Consider the following 22,006-nt stretch of genomic DNA (forward strand, 5'->3'; position numbering starts at 1 on the left):
CGCAAAACGGAGACTCCCATGGAGATTCGCGAAGGGCTCACCTTCGACGATGTTTTGCTTGAACCCGGTCCGTCAGAGATCATGCCCGCCGACGCGGACGTCTCGACCCGGCTCACCCGCGACATCAGGCTGAACATCCCGCTGACCTCGTCCGCCATGGACACGGTCACCGAAAGCCGGCTGGCCATCGCCCTGGCCCAGGCCGGCGGTCTGGGCATCCTCCACCGTAACATGACCGTGCAGCAGCAGGCCGATCAGGTCCGCGAGGTGAAGCGGTTCGAGAGCGGCATGGTCATCAACCCGGTGACGATCCGCCCCGAGACGACGCTGGGCGAGGTTCGCCAGATCGTGGCGGCCCGCAAGATCAGCGGCTTCCCGGTCGTGGATGCGACCGGCAAACTGGTCGGAATCCTGACCAACCGCGACATGCGGTTCGACACTGATCCGGCCCGTACCGCCGCCCAGCTCATGACCACGGGCGACCTGGTCACGGTGCGCGAAGGCGCCAGCAAGGAAGAGGCGCGGCAACTGCTGCGCGACCGCAAGATCGAGCGGGTCATCGTCGTCGACGAGGACTATCGCGCCACTGGCCTGATCACGATGAAGGACATCGAGAAGGCCCAGGCCCACCCGCACGCGGCCAAGGACGAACAGGGGCGGCTGCTGGTCGGCGCGGCCTCGACCGTCGGGGACGCAGGCTATGAACGGGCCATGGCCCTGGCCGATGCGGGTTGTGACGTGGTGGTCATCGACACCGCCCACGGACACTCGGCCCAGGTGGCGCGGGTTGTCGAGCGCATCAAGCGCGAGAACAACCGGTTGCAGATCATCGCCGGCAACATCGCCACCTACGATGCGGCCCGCGCGTTGATCGACGCGGGCGCCGATGCGGTCAAGGTCGGCATCGGTCCGGGCAGCATCTGCACGACCCGCATCGTCGCCGGTGTCGGCGTGCCTCAGCTGACGGCCATCATCGACGCGGTCCGGGCGGCGAAGGATTCCGGCGCACCGGTCATCGCCGACGGCGGGATCAAATACTCGGGCGACCTGGCCAAGGCCATCGCGGCCGGCGCCTCTGTCGCCATGATGGGCTCGATGTTCGCGGGCACCGACGAGAGCCCGGGCGAGGTCTTCCTGTACCAGGGCCGCAGCTACAAGTCGTACCGCGGCATGGGCTCGGTGGGGGCCATGGGGGCCGGCTCGGCCGACCGCTACTTCCAGAAGGAAGTCGAGGACACCCAGAAGCTGGTGCCCGAGGGCATCGAGGGCCAGACTCCGTACAAGGGTCCGATCGCGCCGGTCCTGCACCAGATGGTCGGGGGGCTGCGCGCCGCCATGGGTTATGTGGGCGCCGCCACCATCGCGGACTTCCAGGAGAAGGCGCGGTTCGTGCGCATCACCGGCGCGGGCCTGCGCGAAAGCCATGTCCACGACGTGATGATCACGCGCGAGGCGCCGAACTATCGGCAGGGGTAGCCAATGTTTAACATGACTCCCGAACTGACCTATGCGGCCCTGGCCATCCTGCTGGCAGTGGTGCAGATCTTTCTGCCCGCCACCGGCCGGACGCTGCAGCATGGGCCCAAGTGGAACGCCGGGCCGCGCGACGCGGACGTTCCACCGTCCAACGTCATCACCGGCCGGCTGGAGCGGGCGCAGGCCAATCTGTACGAAACCCTGCCGCTGTTCCTCGGCGCCGTCCTGATCGCCCATGTCGCGGGTGAGGACGGATTTCTGACGTACTGGGGCGCTACGCTCTATTTCTGGGCCCGCGTCGTCTATGTCCCGTTGTACGCCTTCGGCGTGACGGGCGTTCGCAGCCTCGCCTTCCTCGCATCGCTCGCCGGTCTTCTGATGATCGTCGCCGCCCTGTTTATCTGAAAGTTTAAGTGACCCCAGCCGCTCGCCTCGCCGCCGCCGCCGCCATCATCGACCGCATCAGCGCGGGCAAGGCCCCGGCCGAGGCCGTCCTGAAGACCTGGGGGACCGAGAACCGCTACGCCGGCTCCAAGGACCGTCGGGCTATCGCCGACCAGGTCTACAAGGTCACACGCGCGCGCGGCCGTCTGGTCTGGGCCATGGGCGGGCGCGAGGACGGGCGCGCCCTGGTCATCGGGGCGCTGAGCCTGATCGACGGTCTGTCGGTCGAGGAGATCGAGGCCCTGCACTCCGGCGACGGCTATGGTCCCAAGCCGCTGTCGAAACAGGAACGCAGCCGCATCAGCCTGACCGACGACGGGGCGCCCGCCTGGGCGCTCGCCGGCCTGCCCGAGTTCGTGGTCGAGGACTTCAAGAACACCTTCGGCGACCGCTGGGCCGAGGAGGCCGCCGGGCTGATGGTGCCACGCGCCCCGATCGACCTGCGCGTCAACGCCGCCAAGGCCACGGTCGACGAGGTCATCGCCGAGCTCCGCGAGGCGGGCCTGTCCCCGGAACGCACGCCCTGGTCGGCCTGGGGCCTGCGCCTCTCGGCCGAGCCGCCGCCCAACGTCCAGGCGCTGGAAGCCTTCAAGCAGGGCCGGATCGAGATTCAGGACGAGGGCAGCCAGATCACCTGCTGGCTGGCCGGCGTCGAGCCCGGCATGACCGTCGTCGACTATTGCGCCGGGGGCGGGGGCAAGACCCTGGGTCTGGCGATGCAGGGGCTGGCCGTCGGCGCCTCCCGCGTCGAGGCCGCGCCTCCCGAGCCTGAACGCATCTGGACCCCGACCGGCTGGGTCGAAGCGCCCAAAGCGAAGCCCAAACCTGCGACCATCGCCAGGGCCGAGGGCCGGCTGATCGCTTGCGACGTGGTTCAGAAGCGGCTCGACAACATCCGGCCCCGGCTGGCGCGCGCGGGCGTCGAGGCGGAGCTGATCCACCTCGGTCCCAATGGAGGCAGGGTCGAGGATATCGTCGGCATGGCCGATGTCGTGTTCGTCGACGCGCCTTGCACCGGCTCCGGCACCTGGCGTCGTCGGCCCGAGGACGCCTGGCGTCTGAAGCCCGAGGAAGTCGACCGGATGCACTCGCTGCAGATGGCCATCCTGGCCCGCGCGGCCAAGCTGGTGAAGCCCGGCGGACGTCTGGTCTATGTCACCTGCTCCATGCTGCGGGTCGAGAACGAGGCCACGCTGGACCACTTTGAAGAGGATCATCCCTCGTTCGCGCCGGTCGCGATCACCGAAGGCCTGTCGTCGTCGGGCATCACCGACGCCGGCCGCAACAAGCTGGCCGAACTGGCCGGCGCTGGACATCGCCTGCGTCTTTCCCCGGCCACGGCTGACACCGACGGCTTCTTCGCCGCGATCTACGAACGGACCGCCTGATGCTGAAATCGCCCTTGCTGCTCGGTCTCGCCGTCGTTGGCCTGTGCGCCGCGCCCGCCCTCGCCCAGAGCGATGACGAGATCGATGCCCGGCTGTCGGCCCGCTACGACCGCTGCCTCAACGTCGCCGAGACCACGGTCGAGATGGTCAAGTGCAACACGGACGAACTGGTCGGTCGCGACGCCGATCTGAACCGCGTCTACCGGACGCTGATGGCGCAATCGAGCACGACGGCCGCCGCCGGCTTCCGCCGCTCGCAGCGGGCCTGGCTGTCCACGCGCGACAGCGACTGCGCCGCCGAAGCGGGCGAGGGTTCTATCGCCCGCGTGAACATGGCCCAGTGCGTCCTGCGCAAGACCGTCGAACGCACCCTGTGGCTCGAAGCGAGGGTCGCTGGTTGAGCGCTGAGGAGACCACGCCCTGGGAGCTGTCGGCTTTCGGCCCGCTGACAGCCCTGTGCGTCATAGCGGCCCAGGCCGAGTACGGCCCGGCGTTGAAGGCGCGGATCCGGCCCCTGATCACCGGCGTCGGACCGGTCGAGGCGGCGGTCGAGACCACGATCGCCCTGGCGATGCTGGAGCGGGAAGGGCGGTTGCCTGACCTGATCCTCTCGCTCGGTTCGGCGGGGTCACAGACGCTGCAACACGGCCGTGTCTACTGGGTGGACGAGGTCGCCTATCGCGACATGGACGCCTCGGCGATCGGCTTCCCCAAGGGCGTCACCCCCTTCCTCGACGAACCCGCCGTCCTGACCCTGGCCAGCGGACCGGCGGGTCAGCCCTATGCTCGCCTCGCGACCGGCGGCAGCGTCGTCACCGGCGAGGCCTATAACGACATTGATGCCGACATGGTCGATATGGAGACCTATGCCGTCGTCCGCGCCGCTGCGAAGTTCGACGTGCCGGTCATGGGCCTGCGCGGCATTTCGGACGGCAAGGCCGACCTGACCGGCCTGTCCGACTGGACCGATACCCTGTCGGTGATCGACGAAGGGCTGGCCGAGGCGCTGGACCTGCTGAAAGCCGAATTCGAACGCCTGACCGCCCCCCTTCCCGAGGAGACGCCATGACTGCCGCCGCCGATCACCAGAAAGTCCTGATCGTCGATTTCGGCAGCCAGGTGACGCAGCTGATCGCGCGCCGCCTGCGCGAGGCCAGCGTCTATTGCGAGATCCATCCCTACGCCAAGGCGGAGGCCGCCCTGGCCGCCATGAGCCCGGCGGCCATCATCCTGTCCGGTGGTCCCGAGAGCGTCCACGAGGAGGGCAGCCCGCGCGCGCCCCAGGCCGTGTTCGAGGCCGGCGTGCCCGTGCTGGGCATCTGCTACGGCGAGATGACCATGTGCGAGCAGCTGGGCGGCAAGGTCGAGGGCGGCCATCACCGCGAGTTTGGACGCGCCGGGATCACCGTCGCCAAGGCCTCGCCCCTGCTGGCCGGTCTCGCCCCCGTGGGCGAGGACGAGACGGTCTGGATGAGCCACGGAGACAAGATCGTCGCCATTCCCCAAGGCTTCGACGTCGTCGCCACCTCGCCCGGTTCACCCTATGCCGTGATCGCCGACGAGACCCGTCGCTTCTACGGCGTCCAGTTCCATCCCGAGGTCATGCACACCCCGCGCGGCGCGACGATCCTGAAGAACTTCACCCATGGCATCGCCGGGCTGAAGGGCGACTGGACCATGGCCGCCTATCGCGACGAGAAGATCGCCCAGATCCGCGAGCAGGTCGGCTCGGCCAAGGTCGTCTGCGGCCTGTCGGGCGGGGTCGACAGCTCGGTCGCCGCCGTCCTGATCCACGAGGCGATCGGCGACCAGCTGACCTGCGTCTTCGTGGACACTGGGCTGCTGCGCAAGGACGAGGCGACCCAGGTCACGACGCTGTTCCGGGAGCACTACAACATCCCGCTGATCCACGTTGATGCATCGAAGGAATTTCTTGGCGCCCTGGCCGGTCAGTCGGATCCCGAAACCAAGCGCAAGACCATCGGCCGGGTCTTCATCGAGATCTTCGACCGCGAGGCCCACAAGATCGAGGGCGCCGAATTCCTCGCCCAGGGCACCCTCTATCCGGATGTGATCGAGAGCGTCTCGTCGTCCAGCGGCAAGGCCCATGTCATCAAGAGCCACCACAACGTCGGCGGTCTGCCGGACTTCATGAAGCTGAAGCTGGTCGAGCCCCTGCGCGAACTGTTCAAAGACGAGGTCCGCGCCCTCGGCCGCGAACTGGGTCTGACCGATGCCTTCGTCGGCCGTCACCCGTTCCCGGGACCGGGCCTGGCTATCCGCATTCCCGGCGAGATCACGCCCGAGGCCGTCGCGACCCTGCAACAGGCCGACGCCATCTATCTGGACGAGATCCGCAAGGCCGGCCTCTACGACAAGATCTGGCAGGCCTTCGCTGTCCTGCTGCCGGTCAAGACCGTCGGCGTCATGGGCGACGCTCGCACCTACGAAAAAGTCCTGGCCCTGCGTGCGGTCTCGTCCACCGACGGCATGACCGCCGACTTCTTCGAATTCCCCTGGGACGTGCTGGGCAAGTGCGCGACGCGGATCGTCAACGAAGTGCGGGGTGTGAACCGCGTCGTCTACGACGTGACCTCCAAGCCCCCCGGCACGATCGAGTGGGAATGATTCAGGGCTTCCGGGGCCTTTCGACGCCACCTCCGAATTTGCCTCGAAATTACTGATCTAAAACATAAATATGTTTCTGCCTCTCGGTAACTTTCGAGGGGTAGCCAACCCGCCTGTCGGTCTGCCGAACGGTCTTGGGTCCATTGCCTCAGCCGAGCCGTCCAGCGAGGGCTCACGGCTGTCATTGGCTCCTCCGATTGAAGGGAAGGCGGGGAAACCCGCGGCGCGGCGTGCCCTCCGGACGAGGCGGGCGGCCGTGGACGAGGCTGTAGAGGGCTGGAAGAACCAGCAGGGTGAGAATCGTCGAGGAGAGGATCCCGCCGATGACGACCGTGGCCAGAGGGCGCTGAACCTCGGCGCCGGCCCCGACGTTCAGGGCCATGGGAACGAAACCCAGACTGGCGACGAGGGCGGTCATCAACACCGGGCGAAGACGGGTCAACGCCCCCTCCCGGATGGCCTCTTCGAGCGGCTTGCCCTCGGCGATCAGGCTGCGGATGAAGGTCACCATCACGACGCCGTTGAGAACCGCGACCCCGGACAGGGCGATGAAGCCGACGCCCGCCGAAATCGACAGCGGCAGGCCGCGCATCATCAGGGCCGCCACGCCCCCGGTCAGCGCCAGAGGAACGCCGGAGAAGACGATGGCCGAGTCCTTTACCGACCGGAACAGGGCGAACAGCAGGCCGAAGATCAGCAGCAGGACCGCAGGCACGACCAGCTGGAGCCGTTTGGCGGCCGAGATGAGCTGCTCGAATGTGCCGCCATAGGTGACCCAATAGCCGGAGGGGAGCGTGACCTCGGCCTCGACCCGATCCTGGACCTCCCCGACGAACGAGCCCAGATCGCGGTCGCGGACGTTTGCCGTAATTACGATGCGGCGTTTGCCGTTTTCGCGACTGATCTGGTTCGGTCCCGAGGTCAGTTCGATGGTCGCGACCTCATTCAGGGGCACGAACTGCCGCGGCTGTCCCTCGCCCGCCGGGAGCGGGATCTGGAGACGACCGATGGCGTCGGTGTCGGCGCGCAGACGTTCGGGCAGACGGACGACGACGTCGAAGCGGCGGTCGCCCTCGAAGATCTGTCCGGCGGTGGTGCCGCCCATCGAGGTCGAGATCACCGACTGGACGTCGTTGATGCTCAGTCCCAGACGCGCCATGGCGGGCCGGTTGGGCGTGATCTGAAGCACGGGCAGGCCGGTGATCTGTTCGGTCTGGGGATCGGCGGCCCCGGCGACCGAGGCCACGATGGTCTCGATCTCGCCCCCGAGCCGCAGGAGTTCATCCAGGTCGTCGCCATAGACCTTGATGGCGACATCGGCCCGCACACCGCTCAGAAGTTCGTTGAACCGCATCTGGATCGGCTGTGTGAACTCGTATTTGCTGCCGGGAATCTCGTTTACGGCGTCTTCCATCTCGGCGACCACATCGCCGCGAGACTTGCGAGGGTTTGGCCAGTCCTTGCGGTCCTTCAGCATGATGAAGGTGTCGGCGACCGAGGGAGGCACGGGGTCGGTGGCGACCTCGGCGGTGCCGATCTTGGCCACGACCCGCTCGACCTCGGGGAAGCGGGCGATGCGGGCTTCCAGGGCCGTCTGCATCTGCACGGCCTGCGTCAGGCTGGTGCCGGGGATGCGCAGGGCGTGCATGGCGATGTCGCCCTCGTCGAGATTGGGCACGAACTCCGAGCCCATCCGCGACGCCCCGAACCCGGCGAGCAGCACCAGGACCACAGCGATACCGATCATCAGGGTGCGGGCCTTCAGCGCGAAGTCGAGCGCCGGCTGGTAGCCGACCCGCGCCCAGCGCATCAGGAAGCTGTCCTTCTCCTCGACCTTGCCCGTGACGAACATGGCGACGGCCGCCGGCACGAACGTGAGCGACAGCAGGAGCGCCGCCGTCAGGGCAATGACGACGGTGATCGCCATGGGGTGGAAGGTTTTGCCCTCTACTCCCGACAGGGCGAAGATCGGCACATAGACCAGGGTGATGATCATCACCCCGAACAGCGACGGTCGGATCACCTCGCTGGAGGCGCTGGCAGCCAGGTCGAACCGCTCCTCCCGGGTCAGGATGCGGCCGAGGCGATGCTGGGCCTCGCCGTAACGGCGCAGGCAATTCTCGACGATGATGACGGCGCCATCGACGATCAGGCCGAAGTCGAGGGCGCCCAGGCTCATCAGATTGCCCGACGTCCCGGTACGAACCATGCCCGTGATGGTCATCAGCATCGTGATCGGAATGACCGCCGCGGTGATCAGGGCCGCACGGATATTGCCGAGCAGCAGAAACAGCACGACGATGACCAGCAGGGCGCCTTCGACAAGGTTCTTCTCGACGGTGTGGATCGCGCGTTCGACCAGTTCGGTGCGGTCGTAGACAGGAGTGGCGACCACCCCTGCCGGCAAGGCTTTGGATGCTTCCTCCAGGCTGGCGGCGGCGGCCTGGGCGACGATGCGGCTGTTCTCGCCGGCCAGCATCAGGACGGTTGCGAGAACCGTCTCCTTGCCGTTCTCGGTCGCGGCACCCGTGCGCAGTTCCTGCCCCATGCCGACGTCGGCGACGTCCAGGACCCGGATCGGAAGCCCGCCGCGCGTGGCGATGACGATGTTCCCAAGGTCTTCGGTCGTCGAGGCCTGCCCCGGGACGCGGATCAGATACTGCTCGCCGAAGCGCTCGACATAGCCCGCCCCGACATTGGCATTGTTGTTGTCCAACGCCTCGACCACCTCGGCCATGGTCACGCCATAGGCCGCAAGCCGCTGGGGATCGGGCGTGACGTGATACTGGCGCTCGTAGCCGCCGACGGTGTTGACTTCGGTCACGCCGCGGGTGTTGCGAAGCTGGGGCCGGATGACCCAGTCCTGGAGGGTACGCAGGTCCTCGGTCGTCCAGGGCTGGCCGTCGGGGCGACGCGCGCCCGGCTCGGCCTCGACCGTATACATGAAGATTTCCCCGAGGCCGGTGGCGATGGGGCCGAGTTCAGGGGTGACGCCCGGCGGGAGTTGACCGAGCGCGCTTTGCAGGCGCTCGTTCACCAGCTGGCGCGCGAAATAGATGTCGGTGCCGTCGTCGAAGATGACCGTGACCTGGCTCAGCCCGTAGCGGGAGACCGAGCGGGTGTATTGCAGGCCCGGCACGCCCGCCACGGCCGTTTCGACCGGGAAGGTGATGCGCTGTTCGGCCTCGAGCGGCGAATAGCCGGGGGCCTCGGTGTTGATCTGGATCTGGACGTTGGTGATGTCCGGAGTGGCGTCAATCGGCAGACGCTGGAAACTCCAGACACCGATGGCGCAGGCCACGAGGACCAGCCCCATGACCCCCCATCGAAAGCGGATCGACAGGGCGATGAGGCGTTCAAGCATGGTTCCCGCGCCCCCTAGTGATCATGGCTCGCGCCGGACTTCTCGATGTCCGCGCGAATGAGGAAGGCTCCGTCCACGACGTATTCGGTTCCGGGTTCGAGCCCGCCGAGCACCTCCGTCCACTCGTCGGTCCTTCGACCCAGATCGAGCATCCGCACCTCGTAGGTGTTGCCGACCTTGGCGTAGACGACGGTGAAGTCGCGGAAGGGCTGCAGCGCCCTGGTCTGGACCGCCAGGGGCACCTCTCCCTGACCGACCTGAACCGTGCCCTGCACCCCGAGCCCAGGCCGCCAGACACCGCCCTGATAGGCCAGATCGACATGGGCGATCAGCGTCTGGCTCATCGGATCAGAGCCGGGCAGGATGGTTTCGATAACGCCGTTGAAGCGGTGATCGCCCGCCAGGCTGGTGACCTCGACGCGCTGGCCTGTGCGCACGCGCTCGGCGTCGCGCGGATAGAGAGCAAACTCGGCGTGCAGACGCGACGGATCGCCGATCACCAGCATGGGCTCCCCGCCCGCGCCTGTGATGGCCCCGGCGTTGACGTTCTTGGCCATGATGACCCCCGAGATGGGCGCGGTGACGGAATAGGTCTGAAGGCTTTCGCTCGACTCGACACGCGCCAGAACCTGACCGCGCGAGACGCGCTGACCCAGTTCGACATTCATCGCCATGACCCGACCCGGATAGCGGGCGAACACGTCGCTCTGGCCCTCGGGGGTGATCTCCACACGACCACTGAGTGGCAGAGACTCACCCAGCACCGCCGAACCGGCACGTTGGGTCGTGACGCCCCCGGCGCGGGCGGCGTCGGCTGAGATGACGGTGCGACCCTCGTAGGACTGGTAGGCCCAGGTCGATCGCTTGCCGTTCTGCGTCGCCGCAACCGCCACGTCGAAGGAGTGCGGCTCGGAGACCACACCGGGGCTGGCGAGGTAGTCCTCGGTCGCGGTGAATGTGAACCGATCGACCTTCGGCCCAAGCCGGGTCAGGGCGATGGTCGCCTGGACCTGACGCGGGTCCACAGGCCTGTCCTTCAGATAGGGATAGAGCCGGAACAGGGGCTCCGGCCCTTCCTCGAAGATCGTGATCTCCAGAGCGAAGTCGCCGTCGCGCAGCATCCGGCCACGGTGGGGACCGCGCTCATAGTCGGCGGCGGCGGTCTCGCCTTCGGCCTTCCCGGCGGGCGCGCCCTGGCCGCAGGCCGAGACGCCGGCGGCGAGCACCATCAGGGACACGGCGATCAGGCGCCGCGAAACGAAGGGAGGCGTCATGGCTGGATCTCCAGGCCGAGCAGGTCGGCGTGCGCGCCTGTCAGCCGGTCAAGGCGGGCGCGGTCGGTGTGAAATTGTTCGAGCACAGCCACTCGGCGCGCCCGGGTTTCGAGCAGGGCCACGTGCGCGGCCATGACGTCGTTGTAGGTGAAGCCGCCCCGGGCGAACCCTTCCTGGACGAGCGATACCGCGCGTTCGGCCTGCGGCAGGATTTCCTCGGCGATGCGGCGCGCCTCATGGGCCCGGGCAAGGAGTTGCACCTGCAGGCGGGCGATCTCGCGTTCGCGGTCGATCCGGAAGGCCTCGAGATCGGCCTGGTAGGCCGTGCCCTCGGCGCGGGCGCGATCGATGGCGCCCTGGTTCCGGTCATGGCGCTGCAGCGGAATTGAGCCGCCGAACACCAGGGACAGATCATTGTCCCAGATGTGCCTCACGCCCACGCTCAAGGTCGGATCCGGAATGGCCCGGGCTTGCTCGACCCGCACACGGGCGTCGGCGATCCCGCGCTGGGCCAGGAAGACGTCGAAGTCGGCCTGGGCGGCCTCGCCGGCCGCTACCCGAGAAGCGCTGGTGTCTTCGAAAGCGGCCGGGCCGACCTCGAAGTCGCCGGCGCCGTCCCAGAACTTGGCCAGGCTGATCCGGGCGATCCGCATCGAGATCTCGGCCTGGTCGAAATCGATCTGCGCCTGCGCCAGTTCGGCCTCAGCCCTCGCGCCCGCGAACAGCGGATCACGGGCGGCGTCGACCCGGCGCTGCACCTCGCTCTGGAACCGTTCCGCGAGGACCAGCCGTTCGCGGGCGATTTCCAGTTGGGCCTCGGAAGTCAGCACCTCGGTCCAGGCGCGTTGCACGGTTTCGAGCCGGTCGAGTTGACGGACACGGGCAGTGGCGAGGACCAACGCGCCTTCGCCCCGCGCCAGATTGACCCGGGCCGGTCGGTCCCCGCCTCGCTCGATCTGCTGTTCGTAGCTCAACGTCGTCTCGGTGCGGCCGAGGATGTCGCCGCTGCCGAGGGTCGGCAGGTTCTCGACCATCAAGCCGAGCGTCGGGTTGGGGCGAACATCCGCCTGACGGACGCCGGCCTCCGCCGCGCGGGAGCGGGCCTCGAGGCCGGCCCTTGCGGGATCGGCGGCGGCGGCGCGACGGAGCGCCTCTTCAAGAGCAAGCGACCGCACGGACGCACCGGCAAGGGAGTCAGGCGTCGCTTGCGCGAAAGCCTCGGTGCGCGGCAAGGCCGCCGCAAGGGTGAGCGCGAGGGCCGAAACGGCCGCCACTCGCGTCCACGATCCGGCCGCGCCGGACATGGGATGTCTCAAGGGTTGTCTCCAAAAACAGGGCGCGCGCGACCGGGCGGTCGCGCAGGATCAGGCGATCAGGCGCTGCTGTTTTGGAGGGTGAGAAGGACCGTCACCACGGATTCCGGGCGGCCTCAGGCCTGACGCCGGACCCAGACGGGCGGACGCCATGATGACGGCCTCTGTCTGGTGGGCCGGGGTCGCCAGGGCGACATGCACATCTCCACCGCCATGATGGTGATGGTTGATCGGACTATCTCCGCCGGGCCTGTCGGCGACGTCGAACGCCGAGGCATCTTCAGTGTGTGCAGGCTCGGTCTGATCATGCTCGTGATCGTGGTCGATCGTGGCGGCCTCGGCATAGGATACGCCCGGGAACTGCAGGGCGTGTTCAAGGCGATGCCGGGTGTCGATCACGCCATGCGCCTGCAGCGCGACCAGGATGGCCACGCCGAGGCAGACGCAGAGGAGGCGGAACGATTGCGACAACAGAGATCCCCGATCTTCGCCACTAGGGGGAATCGGGCGACGACGCAACGCGCGGGTCGTCACAGCCGTCGCCCGTTGATGAAGACGCCGTTTCATGGGCGCCGGCGCAAGGCTGACGTCCAGCCCGTTTGCGCCTTCGGCCCAGGCGGTCCCGATCGGTTCGATCAGTTGTGGTCGGCGTGACCCTGGGGCGCCGGCGTGTCCGACGGAACCGGGGCGGGCGGTGCCGACTCGGTCGGTGCGGGGTCGGTCTTCATCTTGTCGCAGCAGGGCATGACGGCGTCCGCGGCCATGCCCTTGCAGCAGTCGCAGGCTTCGGCGGCCAGGGCCGCACCGGCGCTCAGCGTCAGAATCGCGGCAGCGGCGGCCAACAGGTTGGAAACTTTCATCGTCGTTCTCCTAGTGAACCATGAAGCTGGAAGAGCCGGACATCTTGTGGCCGTCCGGACCTTCGGCGGTCCAGGCAGCAACATAGGTTCCCGGGGCGAGACGCGGCAAGGCCACACCTACGGTTGCGGCGGCCGGCGCGGCGGGCGCAGTCACGACAACCGGCTCCTGTCCATTGGCAGTCAGGGTCACGGTCTTCAGGATCATGGGGTGCGGGAAGGTCGCGCTGAACCGTTCGGGCGAGCCTGAGATCATCGCGCCATCGGCGGGCGTGGTGACGATCCCGGAGGCGGCCGGAGCCTGGGCCTGCGGTGCGGGGTGGTGTCCAGCGTGCGGGTCCTGGGCGGCGGCCGCGCCGGCGAACGCCAGGGCGGCAGTGAGAACGAGAGTGCGGATCATGGGGTGGTCTCCTTTGACTAGAACCAGGCCTTGAGGCCGACGACGAAACGGGTGTGTTCAGCTTCGCCGCCTCGGGCTTCGATGTAGTCGGCGGTGTCGCCAAACGAACGGCTCCACTCGACGCCGACGTAGGGGGCGAACTCCTTGCGGAATTCGTAGCGCAGCCTCAGGCCGGCCTCGACCGAGGACAGGCCAGAGCCGATCTCCAGCCCCGGAATATCGCTGGCCGAGGCGTCGATTTCGAAGCGTGGCTGAAGGATCAGCCGTTGGGTGATCCGCTGATCATATTCGGCCTCGACACGGGCGGTCAGGTCGCCCTCCGTGGACAGGAAAGCGGCCGCGTCGACCTCGAACCAATGGGGTGCCAGCCCCTGTAGACCCAGAACCAGATGGGTGGTGTCCTCCCCGTCGGGGCGGAAGTCCTGGCGCACGCCGGCCTGCACATCCCAGAAGGGCGTGATGGCCCGGCTGTAGAGGGCCTGGAGTTCGGCTTCCTCCAGATTGCCGTCGAAGTCGCCTTCCCCCTCTGACTTCCACCAGAAGCGATTGATGTCCCCGCCGCTCCATCCCTGGACATCCCAAAGGTAGGTGTCGCCGCCATCGCCGAAGCCTGCTTCGAGGCGATCGATGATGACAGCCGTGGTGTGCATGTCGCCGTTCTCGGCGATCAAGGTCCGGCGTGATGGGGCCATCGCCTCCACGCCGAAGACCAGATCGGCGGCGTGTGTCGGGCCGCCCAGGGCGGCGGCCGGGATGGGCGTCTCTGGAGGTCGGCCGGAATCGTCCGCGCTGGTCGGAACATCCGGGGGGCCCATGCTCATCGTCGACATGTCGTGTCCGGCATGAGGGTCCGCCGGGGCGGGTTGTATGATGGACATGTCGTGGCCCGCGTGCGGATCAGGCTGCACCGGCGCCATCGTCGACATGTCGTGGCCCGCATGCGGATCGGCTGCGGTCGGCGTCGGCGTCGGCGCGGGCGGCATGACATGACCCGCGTGCGGATCCTGAGCCACAGGGCGAGCCGGCGTCTGGGGACTGGGGGCCGGAACGGGCGCGGGTCGTGCGGGGGCAGGCATGGCGTGGCCCGCGTGCGGGTCCTGGGCCTGGGCGTTGAAGGCGCTGGCACCGAGGATCAGCGGCGCAAGAGCGAGAGCGAGACGCTTCATGACGCCGCTCCGTCCATGGGTCGCACCGTCACGACGTTGAACATGCCTGCATGCATGTGCATCAGCATGTGGCAGTGGAAAGCCCAGTCGCCGGGCGCGTCGGCGGTCAGGTCGAAGGTGACCTTCGATCCCGGAGCGACGTTCACCGTGTGCTTGAGGGGCTGGTATCCCGCGGGCCCGCCCGTCACGAGTTCGAAGAAGTGGCCGTGCAGGTGGATGGGGTGACCCATCATGGTGTCGTTGACCAGGGTGACGCGGACCCGTTCATTCCGTTCGAACCGGATCGGCTCGACCAGTTCGCTGAACTTGCGGCCGTCCAGGCCCCACATGAACCGTTCCATATTGCCCGTCAGATGGATTTCCATGGTTCGGGAGGGCGGACGGCGATCGCTGTTGGGCTGGAGCGAAACCAGATCGGTGTAGACCAGTACCCGATGATCGACGGTCTCCAGTCCAAGCGGTCGGTCGCCGAGCCGGTTGGCGGGGGCCATGGCGATCATGTCGACGCCGACGCCCACCGCCATGTCAGGCGGCGCGTTGTCGGGATCGCGCATGTTCATCGCGCCCATGTCCGCCATGTCAGAGGGCGGCGCGGCGGCCGGCGCCTGGGCCATGGCGGCGTGGTCCATTCCGGACATGGCCCCGTGGTCCATCCCGGCCATGGCTCCATGATCCATCCCGTCCATGCCGCCGTGGTCCATCCCGCCCATCCCCATGTCGCGCATGGTCAGGGTCGGAGCCTCACGGAGTGGCGGAACCTCGGCCGTCATGCCGAGGCGGGGCGCGAGCGTGGCGCGGCCCATGCCGGAACGATCGATGGCCTCGGACACGATGGTGTAGGCGCGGTCCTCGGTCGGCCGGACGATGACGTCATAGGTTTCGGCCACGGAGATCTGGAACTCGTCGACCTCGACTGGCCTCACGTCCACCCCGTCCGCCTGGACGACGGTCATGGGCAGGCCGGGGATCCGCACATTGAAGATCGACATCGCCGAGGCGTTGATGATGCGCAGGCGGACGCGCTCGCCCGGACGGAACAGGCCGGTCCAGTTTTCGTCCGGGCCATGACCATTGACCAGGAAGGTGTAGGTCGTGCCGTTCACGTCGGAGATGTCGCGCGGGTCCATCCGCATCTGGCCCCACATGCGCCGCTCTTCGAGGCTCATGCCGTCCGCGCCTGACAGCAGGCCGGACAGGGTCGTGCGCTGGCGATTGAAGTAGCCGGGGCTCTTCTTCAGTTTCGCCAGGATCTCGTGCGGATGCAGGAAGCTCCAGTCCGACAGGACCAGGACATGCTCGCGATCGTAGGCGACCGGATCGGCGCCGGCCGGGTCGATGACGATCGGCCCATAGTGCCCCATCGCCTCCTGAAGCCCGGAGTGGCTGTGGTACCAGTAGGTGCCGTGCTGACGCACCGGGAACTCGTAGACGAAGGTCTCGCGCGGCCGGATGCCCGGGAAGCTGATGCCCGGCACGCCATCCATCTGGAACGGCAGCAGCAGGCCGTGCCAGTGGATCGAGGTGTCCTCGTCCAGGGTGTTGGTCACAGAGAGACGGGCGTTCTGACCTTCGCGGAGGCGCAGCAGCGGCGCCGGCAGCAGGCCGTTGACCGTCACGGCGTGCCCCGTTCGGCCGCCGACCGAGAAGGGCGAATGTCCGACCGTGAGGTCGATATTGGGCCCGACGAGCGAGGGCAGATCGGACCGCAGGCCCGCTGACCCCGTTTGGGCCCAGGCCGGCATCAGGCCTTGCAGACCCAGCAAGCCGCCTCCGGCCGCAGCGCTGCGGAGAAGGCTGCGGCGATCCAGTCGCATACTCGACATGACAGTTGGGTCCTCGCTCAGACTCTATCGACGGCGTCTTCCAAGGCGCGGGAGACCGGACGTCCTAATTGTCAATACGCGTGAACACGCCCGTCCCCTTGCGACGAACCGTCTCAGACGGTGGTGACGATCAGAGTCCCCGAAGTGCCTCGGCCAGCCGGGCCCGGGCCCTGGCGACGCGGGTCTCAACCGCCTTGGGCGTGGCCCCGACGATGCGCGCGACCTCGGCGTGAGAGCGGCCTTCGAGGGCGGTCAGAAGGAGCGGCGCCTTCAGGGCGTCCGGCAGGGCGGTTATGGCCCGGTCCAGGGCCGCCCGACGCTGTCCCTGGTCCAGACGCTCTTCGGGGGACGCGGTCCCGTCCCCGACGGCGAGGGCCTCCGGCGCGTCCAGCCCCATGACGCCGCGGACCACCCGGCGCACCGTCCGCTTGCGGCCCCAGTCGCGGCATTTGTTGACGGCGATCGAGCGGAGCCAGGTGGGGAAGCTGCGGCTGGGGTCATACCGGCGAATGGCGAGCCAGGCGGAGGTGTAGGTTTCCTGGACGAGGTCGTAGGCCTCGTCGTCGTCGCCGACATACCGGCGCACGAAGCGATGCAGGTCGCCCTTGGTCGCGGTCATCAGCGCGCTGAAGGCGGCCCGGTCGCCGGTCACCGCCCGTGCCTCGAGTGGAGCCCCCGAACCCACCCGGCGTCTACCCTGCGTCTTGCAGGAGGGCTCCGACGACCTGACGGTCGAACGCCTGGGCCTGCTCGGGCGTCAGGACCGACCGCATCTCGAACACATGGGCGATGGTGGCCTTCTGGAGATCGCCCATGGCGACATGGAAATGATCAACCGCGGCCTGGACCTGCGGACTGTCGCCCTCGCTGGCCGCGATCGCGTCCGCCAACTCGCGATTGGCCGTCCGGACTTCCCCTTCAAGCGCGCCCCGCCGCGAGGCGAAACGGGCCTCGATCGCCTCGAGACGGGCTTCCTGGTCCGCCGTCAGATCCAGCTGATGATGGACGATGCTGTGCAGATTGGGCCGCTCGTGCCGCTTCATCAGCCAGGCCGTGCTGGCCCAGGTCCCGGCGCCGCTGGCGAGGGCGGCGAGCGCCGCCGTGATCGCGATGGATCGCCAGCTCGCCGTCATTCGCCGGCTCCCAGGATTGCGATCGGGGACAGGCCCCCCGACACGCTGAACACCTGCATCTCCGAGGGCTCGGCCTGCGCGGACAGGGCGAACAGGCCGCCGTTGGCGAGGCCCACGACGAGCGCCATGCCCATGGCGGCGAGGCGGACCTGGCCCATCCGCCGCTCGCCGACCCGGTTCTCGATGCGGCGCCACACATCGGATTCCAGCCCGGAAAGCTTGGCCGGGCTCGCCGGCCGGGCGTTTGCAATCAGGCGATCGATGTCCTCAGTCATGTTCCACCTCTGTCGGCCCCCGTAATCCCATACGCTTGGTACAGCCAAATCCCTCGGTTGAGGTCTCGCGCCGTCAAGGCAATGAAGCCGGCGGGGCGAGCGTGCCCATCACGGCGACGACCATCAGAACGGCCACAGAGAGCGCGAATTCCACGACAAGGCTTCGCCTTAGATGACCGAACACGGCAGTCGTGTCCGAGCCGACAGCCTCGAAGGCGGGCGTCAGCCGAAAGCGATTGGCGGCCGCCAGGCTCAGCATGAGGCCGAACAGGACGATCTTGAGAATCAACCAGCGCCCGTAGGCGGTATCGATCAGCGTCCAGATCCCGCTCCACCCCACCAGGAAGGCGCTGTTCACCAGCCCTGTCAGCACGAGAACCGCCACAGCGAAGGTGCCGACACTCGCGAAGCCGACCAATGCACGCGCCAGAGCTCGATCGTGAACCGATGGCTCCCTTGGGCGCCACACCACCAGGGCGGCAAAGGCGGCCAGAGCCCCGACCCAAACCGACGCCGCAACGGCGTGCAGAATGTCCGACGCCAGATGAAGCGCGTGTCCGGAACCCTCCGTGGCCGCGCCGTGACCGGTCCAGGCGAAGCTCGCCGAGACGACAAGGCCAAGCGAGGCGCTGCTCCACCATAGCCGGGGCCCGGGTCTGATCATCGCGATCGCCGCCACGGCCAGAAGCGCAAGGGCGGATCGTACCGCCAGCGCCATGCCGAGACCCATTCCGGTGACCATCATGACCAGCGAACCGGGCTTGATCGCTTCGCTCAAAGATCCCGCCATCATCGCGGTCTGGGCGACGAGGGCCGCCGGAGCCGCCAGAGCGAGCGCCACGGCCGCCCAGAACAGGGCGGGCCGCGGCCAGGCCAAGGCGAGGGGCCTGGTCGCCGCCGCGCTGTAGATCAGGAAGGCGGGCAGACCGAACAGCAGGGCGGCTGCGGCGTACTGGACCGCTCGAAGGACAATGACCGCGGCCTCGATCACGTCAGCGAACGGTGAAGGCGTAGGAACCGGTCATGCGGTGGCCGTCGTTCGAGGCGATGGTCCAGTTGACCGTATAGCCTCCGGCGGCGAGCGGTCGGGCGAGCGCGCCAGTAATCGATCGGCCGTCTTCGCTCACAGCCGTGCTGACGGCGGCCTTGGCGCCGGCGGTCGTCACGACTTCGAACGTCGAGAAGGCCGGGACCATCCGCTCGCTGATGGTGAGGGCGATGGAGCGGGGCGCGGCCACGGTCGTGTTGGCCGCGGGCGTCGAACTGACCAGGCGCGCATGAGCGCTGACCGCACCGGCGGCCATGACCACGACTGCGGCGACGGCAAAGGCGGGAACGAAACGATTGAAACGCATGTCGTGACTCCACTGACATCCAGATGATGTCTCAGAAATACGCGGCGGACGCCGCTTTCCCTCGCCGCAGCCTCTTCCGTTCAGTCGCGGCGTTTTTCGAGCAGCGCCTGCATCTGGGCGATCTCCTCCTGCTGGCCCCGCACGATGCCGTCGCACAGGGCGATGATCTCCGGATCGGTGAGCGACGCCTGTTCGCACATCAGCACGGCTCCGGAATGATGCGGGATCATCGACCGCAGGAACTCGTCGTCGCCTACCAACGCCTGGGTTCGCATGCCGATGAAGCTGCCGACGAAGATCACGGTCGCGACCGCTCCGATGATCAGGTTCGTCTTCCGGGACGGATACATGGACCGCATGAAGACAAGCATCAGGACCGCCATCGGCGCGACCATCATCAAGGTCATGTAGACGTTGTTCAGGTTGAGGTAGAAGTGACCGAGCGTGGCGATCATCGTGAACATGACCAGGTACATGATGACGAAATCTATCGCCAACTCGAGGTAAAGGCTTCGGTAGGGGCCCATACCGCCCGCGCGGCCGTGCTCGTCGTGGCTCGAATGTTGATGCGACATCGTCCGTGTCCTTCTGCACAAATGTCAGCCAACACCGCCCGTTGGCCTTGAAACGCACGAAGACGTCGGCGGTCGCTGCGGTTCAATCCGGCCCTGCGCCGCCAGTTCCCCGGCGCTGCAGGAGTTGAAGCCGCGCCTAGAGTTTCACCGCGCGCAGCCTCAACGCGTTGCCGATGACGCTGGCCGAGGAGAGCGCCATGGCCAGCGCCGCCAGGGCGGGCGACAGCAGCCAGCCGAACACAGGGTAGAGCAGGCCGGCCGCCACCGGGATGCCGAGCGCATTATAGCCGAACGCGAAGACGAGGTTTTGGCGGATATTGCCCATCACCGCCTTCGACAGATGCCTGGCCCGGACGATGCCTTGCAGGTCGCCGCCCAGCAGGGTCACGCCGGCGCTCTCGATCGCGACGTCCGAGCCCGCCCCCATGGCGACGCCCACATCGGCGGCGGCGAGGGCCGGGGCGTCGTTGACGCCATCCCCCGCCATGGCGACGATCCGGCCTTCGGCGCGAAGCTGCTGAACCACAGACGCCTTGTTCTGCGGCAGGACTTCGGCCTGGACCTCGTCGATTCCGAGGCGTCGCGCCACGGCTTCAGCCGTCGTCCGGTTGTCCCCTGTCATCATGACCAGCCGCAGGCCGGCTGCCTTCAGCGCGAGGATCGCATCCGGCGTGGTGGCCTTGATCCGGTCGGCGATGCCGATGACTCCAGCGGCCTTCCCATCGACCGCCACGAAGATGGCGGTGGCGCCGTCGTGGCGGAGCGCCTCGGCCTGCGGCTCCAGGGCGGAGACGTCGATCGAGAGTTCGCCGAGATAGCGGGTGTTGCCCAGGGCCACCTGGCGACCCTCGATCGTCCCGCGCACGCCGCGGCCGACCGGGCTGTCGAAGTCCGCTGCCTCGGAAAGGGAGATATCCCGGTCCTTGGCGGCCCGGACGATCGCGTCGGCCAAGGGATGCTCGCTGCCGCGCTCGAGGCTGGCTGACAGACGCAGGATGTCCGCTTCGGCAAAGCCCTCGGCGGGCAGGATCGCCGTCACGGACGGGCGGCCTTCAGTCAGGGTGCCGGTCTTGTCCAGAACCAGGGTGTCGACCTTCTCGAAGCGTTCGAGCGCTTCGGCGTTCTTGATCAGTACGCCGGCGTGCGCCCCTCGGCCCACCCCCACCATGATCGAGATCGGGGTCGCCAGGCCGAGCGCACAGGGACAGGCGATGATGAGGACCGAAACCGCCGCGATCAGGGCGTAGGACAGTTGAGGCTCCGGACCGATCAGGCCCCAGATGACGGCGGCCAGTATGGCGATCGCGATCACCGTCGGGACGAACCAGCCGGAGACCGTGTCGGCCAGCCGCTGGATCGGCGCGCGGCTGCGCTGAGCCTGGGCCACCATCTGGACGATCTGCGAAAGCAGGGTGTCGGCCCCGACCTTGTCGGCGCGCATGATGAAGGAGCCGGTCGTGTTCAGGGAACCGGCGACGACGCGGTCGCCGGCTTCCTTGGTCACCGGCATGGACTCGCCGGTCACCATCGATTCATCGACGGCGACGCGGCCCTCCAGCAGCTGGCCGTCGACGGGGATCTTCTCTCCGGGACGTACCCTGAGGGAATCCCCGACCACGACCTGATCCAGCGAAACGTCTTCATCGACGCCGTCGGCCCGGACCCGTCGCGCGGTCTTGGGCGCGAGGTCCAGCAGGGCGCGGATGGCGCCGGAGGTCTGCTCCCGTGCCCGCAGTTCCAGGATCTGCCCGATCAGGACCAGCACCGTGATGACCGCCGCCGCCTCGAAATACACCGGCGCGCTTCCGTCGGGCTTGAGGAAGGCCGGCGGGAACAGGGTCGGAGCCAGGACCGCCACGACGCTGTAGAGCCAGGCGACCCCCACCCCCATCGAGATCAGGGTGAACATGTTCAGCCGACGGGTGCGCAGTGACGTCCAGCCGCGCTCGAAGAAGGGCAGGCCGCACCACAGGACCACGGGCGTCGCCAGCGCGAACTGGATCCAGTTCGATATCTGGCCCGGGATCAGCATGTGCAGGTTGGTCAGGTGCCCGCCCATCTCCAGGGCGAAGACCGGCAGGGTCAGGACCAGGCCGACCCGGAAACGGCGGGTGAAGTCGATCAGTTCATGGTTGGGCGGCGCTTCGGCGGTGACCGTCACCGGCTCGAGCGCCATGCCGCAGATCGGGCAGGAGCCCGGGCCCTCCTGCCGGATCTCCGGATGCATCGGGCAGGTGTAGATGACGCCTGGAACGACGGGCGCGGCCTCCGCCCTGGGGGTCAGGTATCGGTCCGGGTCGGCGATGAACCGGGTCCGGCACCCTGCCGAGCAGAAGAAATAGTCCTTGCCACTATGGTCGGCGCGATGAGCCGTCGTCGCGGGATCGACCGTCATGCCACAGACCGGATCCTTGACCGTGGCAGAGCCGTCCGAGGTCGTAGCCGCGCAGCAGGTGTGGGCTGCGGTGTGACTGTGGGGATGCGTGGACATATCGCTCTCTCCGTCTGATCGAAGCGCTCACATATACCCTTGGG

The 22,006-nt window shown here is 67.7% G+C and carries 21 protein-coding genes; 6 read left to right on the plus strand and 15 right to left on the minus strand.

Annotation, left to right across the window (positions count from 1 at the left end):
- The first annotated feature begins 18 nt into the window (after positions 1-18).
- Genes guaB through guaA form a run of 6 tightly spaced genes read left to right on the plus strand, consistent with a single transcriptional unit; the run spans position 19 to position 5,936 of the window.
- Positions 19-1,476, plus strand: coding sequence for an IMP dehydrogenase (gene guaB / locus ACP7A5_RS03960; RefSeq protein WP_426040688.1), 1,458 nt, complete (start codon positions 19-21; stop codon positions 1,474-1,476).
- 3 nt (positions 1,477-1,479) lie between these two features.
- A complete protein-coding gene (locus tag ACP7A5_RS03965) occupies positions 1,480-1,881 on the plus strand; it encodes an MAPEG family protein (protein ID WP_426040689.1) in 402 nt (133 codons plus the stop codon).
- Between the two features lie 8 nt (positions 1,882-1,889).
- On the plus strand, positions 1,890-3,308 hold the full coding sequence (locus ACP7A5_RS03970) for an RsmB/NOP family class I SAM-dependent RNA methyltransferase (protein ID WP_426040690.1): 1,419 nt from the start codon (positions 1,890-1,892) through the stop codon (positions 3,306-3,308).
- Positions 3,308-3,709, plus strand: coding sequence for a lysozyme inhibitor LprI family protein (locus ACP7A5_RS03975; RefSeq protein ID WP_426040691.1), 402 nt, complete (start codon positions 3,308-3,310; stop codon positions 3,707-3,709). Before ACP7A5_RS03970 ends, ACP7A5_RS03975 begins: the two co-directional genes overlap by 1 nt.
- Positions 3,706-4,377, plus strand: a complete 672-nt coding sequence (locus ACP7A5_RS03980; protein WP_426040692.1) for a 5'-methylthioadenosine/S-adenosylhomocysteine nucleosidase — start codon at positions 3,706-3,708, stop codon at positions 4,375-4,377. The genes ACP7A5_RS03975 and ACP7A5_RS03980 overlap by 4 nt, the downstream gene beginning before the upstream one ends.
- Positions 4,374-5,936 (plus strand): glutamine-hydrolyzing GMP synthase, encoded by a 1,563-nt coding sequence (gene guaA, locus ACP7A5_RS03985; protein ID WP_426040693.1) that lies wholly within the window; start codon positions 4,374-4,376, stop codon positions 5,934-5,936. Before ACP7A5_RS03980 ends, guaA begins: the two co-directional genes overlap by 4 nt.
- Positions 5,937-6,117: 181 nt before the next feature.
- Here the strand turns inward: guaA and ACP7A5_RS03990 are convergent, their stop codons facing one another.
- The 15 genes from ACP7A5_RS03990 to ACP7A5_RS04060 form a co-directional block, all read right to left on the minus strand.
- Positions 6,118-9,300 (minus strand): efflux RND transporter permease subunit, encoded by a 3,183-nt coding sequence (locus ACP7A5_RS03990; protein WP_426040694.1) that lies wholly within the window; start codon positions 9,298-9,300, stop codon positions 6,118-6,120.
- Positions 9,301-9,314: 14 nt separating this feature from the next.
- Positions 9,315-10,574 (minus strand): efflux RND transporter periplasmic adaptor subunit, encoded by a 1,260-nt coding sequence (locus ACP7A5_RS03995; protein WP_426040695.1) that lies wholly within the window; start codon positions 10,572-10,574, stop codon positions 9,315-9,317.
- Positions 10,571-11,890: a TolC family protein gene (locus ACP7A5_RS04000; RefSeq protein ID WP_426040696.1), complete on the minus strand. Its 1,320-nt coding sequence runs from the start codon at positions 11,888-11,890 to the stop codon at positions 10,571-10,573. Before ACP7A5_RS04000 ends, ACP7A5_RS03995 begins: the two co-directional genes overlap by 4 nt.
- Positions 11,891-11,938: 48 nt before the next feature.
- Positions 11,939-12,358 carry a hypothetical protein gene (locus ACP7A5_RS04005; RefSeq protein ID WP_426040697.1) on the minus strand — a complete coding sequence of 140 codons (420 nt, stop codon included), beginning with the start codon at positions 12,356-12,358 and terminating at the stop codon, positions 11,939-11,941.
- Positions 12,359-12,522: 164 nt separating this feature from the next.
- On the minus strand, positions 12,523-12,747 hold the full coding sequence (locus ACP7A5_RS04010; protein WP_426040698.1) for an ammonium transporter family protein: 225 nt from the start codon (positions 12,745-12,747) through the stop codon (positions 12,523-12,525).
- A gap of 10 nt (positions 12,748-12,757) precedes the next feature.
- Positions 12,758-13,144: a copper resistance CopC family protein gene (locus ACP7A5_RS04015; protein WP_426040699.1), complete on the minus strand. Its 387-nt coding sequence runs from the start codon at positions 13,142-13,144 to the stop codon at positions 12,758-12,760.
- A gap of 17 nt (positions 13,145-13,161) precedes the next feature.
- Complete coding sequence (locus ACP7A5_RS04020; RefSeq protein ID WP_426040700.1) at positions 13,162-14,310, minus strand: copper resistance protein B; 1,149 nt, start codon at positions 14,308-14,310, stop codon at positions 13,162-13,164.
- On the minus strand, positions 14,307-16,133 hold the full coding sequence (locus ACP7A5_RS04025) for a copper resistance system multicopper oxidase (protein WP_426040701.1): 1,827 nt from the start codon (positions 16,131-16,133) through the stop codon (positions 14,307-14,309). The genes ACP7A5_RS04020 and ACP7A5_RS04025 overlap by 4 nt, the downstream gene beginning before the upstream one ends.
- A 130-nt stretch (positions 16,134-16,263) precedes the next feature.
- Positions 16,264-16,785, minus strand: a complete 522-nt coding sequence (locus ACP7A5_RS04030; protein ID WP_426035079.1) for an RNA polymerase sigma factor — start codon at positions 16,783-16,785, stop codon at positions 16,264-16,266.
- Between the two features lie 40 nt (positions 16,786-16,825).
- Complete coding sequence (locus ACP7A5_RS04035; protein ID WP_426040702.1) at positions 16,826-17,266, minus strand: Spy/CpxP family protein refolding chaperone; 441 nt, start codon at positions 17,264-17,266, stop codon at positions 16,826-16,828.
- A complete protein-coding gene (locus ACP7A5_RS04040) occupies positions 17,263-17,541 on the minus strand; it encodes a hypothetical protein (protein WP_426040703.1) in 279 nt (92 codons plus the stop codon). The genes ACP7A5_RS04035 and ACP7A5_RS04040 overlap by 4 nt, the downstream gene beginning before the upstream one ends.
- Positions 17,542-17,614: 73 nt before the next feature.
- Positions 17,615-18,532 carry a copper homeostasis membrane protein CopD gene (gene copD / locus ACP7A5_RS04045; RefSeq protein ID WP_426040704.1) on the minus strand — a complete coding sequence of 306 codons (918 nt, stop codon included), beginning with the start codon at positions 18,530-18,532 and terminating at the stop codon, positions 17,615-17,617.
- Position 18,533: 1 nt separating this feature from the next.
- Positions 18,534-18,896 carry a copper homeostasis periplasmic binding protein CopC gene (gene copC, locus ACP7A5_RS04050; protein ID WP_426040705.1) on the minus strand — a complete coding sequence of 121 codons (363 nt, stop codon included), beginning with the start codon at positions 18,894-18,896 and terminating at the stop codon, positions 18,534-18,536.
- A gap of 80 nt (positions 18,897-18,976) precedes the next feature.
- Positions 18,977-19,471: a DUF305 domain-containing protein gene (locus tag ACP7A5_RS04055; protein WP_426040706.1), complete on the minus strand. Its 495-nt coding sequence runs from the start codon at positions 19,469-19,471 to the stop codon at positions 18,977-18,979.
- A gap of 136 nt (positions 19,472-19,607) precedes the next feature.
- Complete coding sequence (locus ACP7A5_RS04060) at positions 19,608-21,962, minus strand: heavy metal translocating P-type ATPase (RefSeq protein WP_426040707.1); 2,355 nt, start codon at positions 21,960-21,962, stop codon at positions 19,608-19,610.
- Positions 21,963-22,006 lie beyond the last annotated feature (44 nt).

It is taken from the genome of Brevundimonas sp. TWP2-3-4b1 (assembly GCF_049897665.1).
Classification (GTDB): domain Bacteria; phylum Pseudomonadota; class Alphaproteobacteria; order Caulobacterales; family Caulobacteraceae; genus Brevundimonas; species Brevundimonas subvibrioides_B.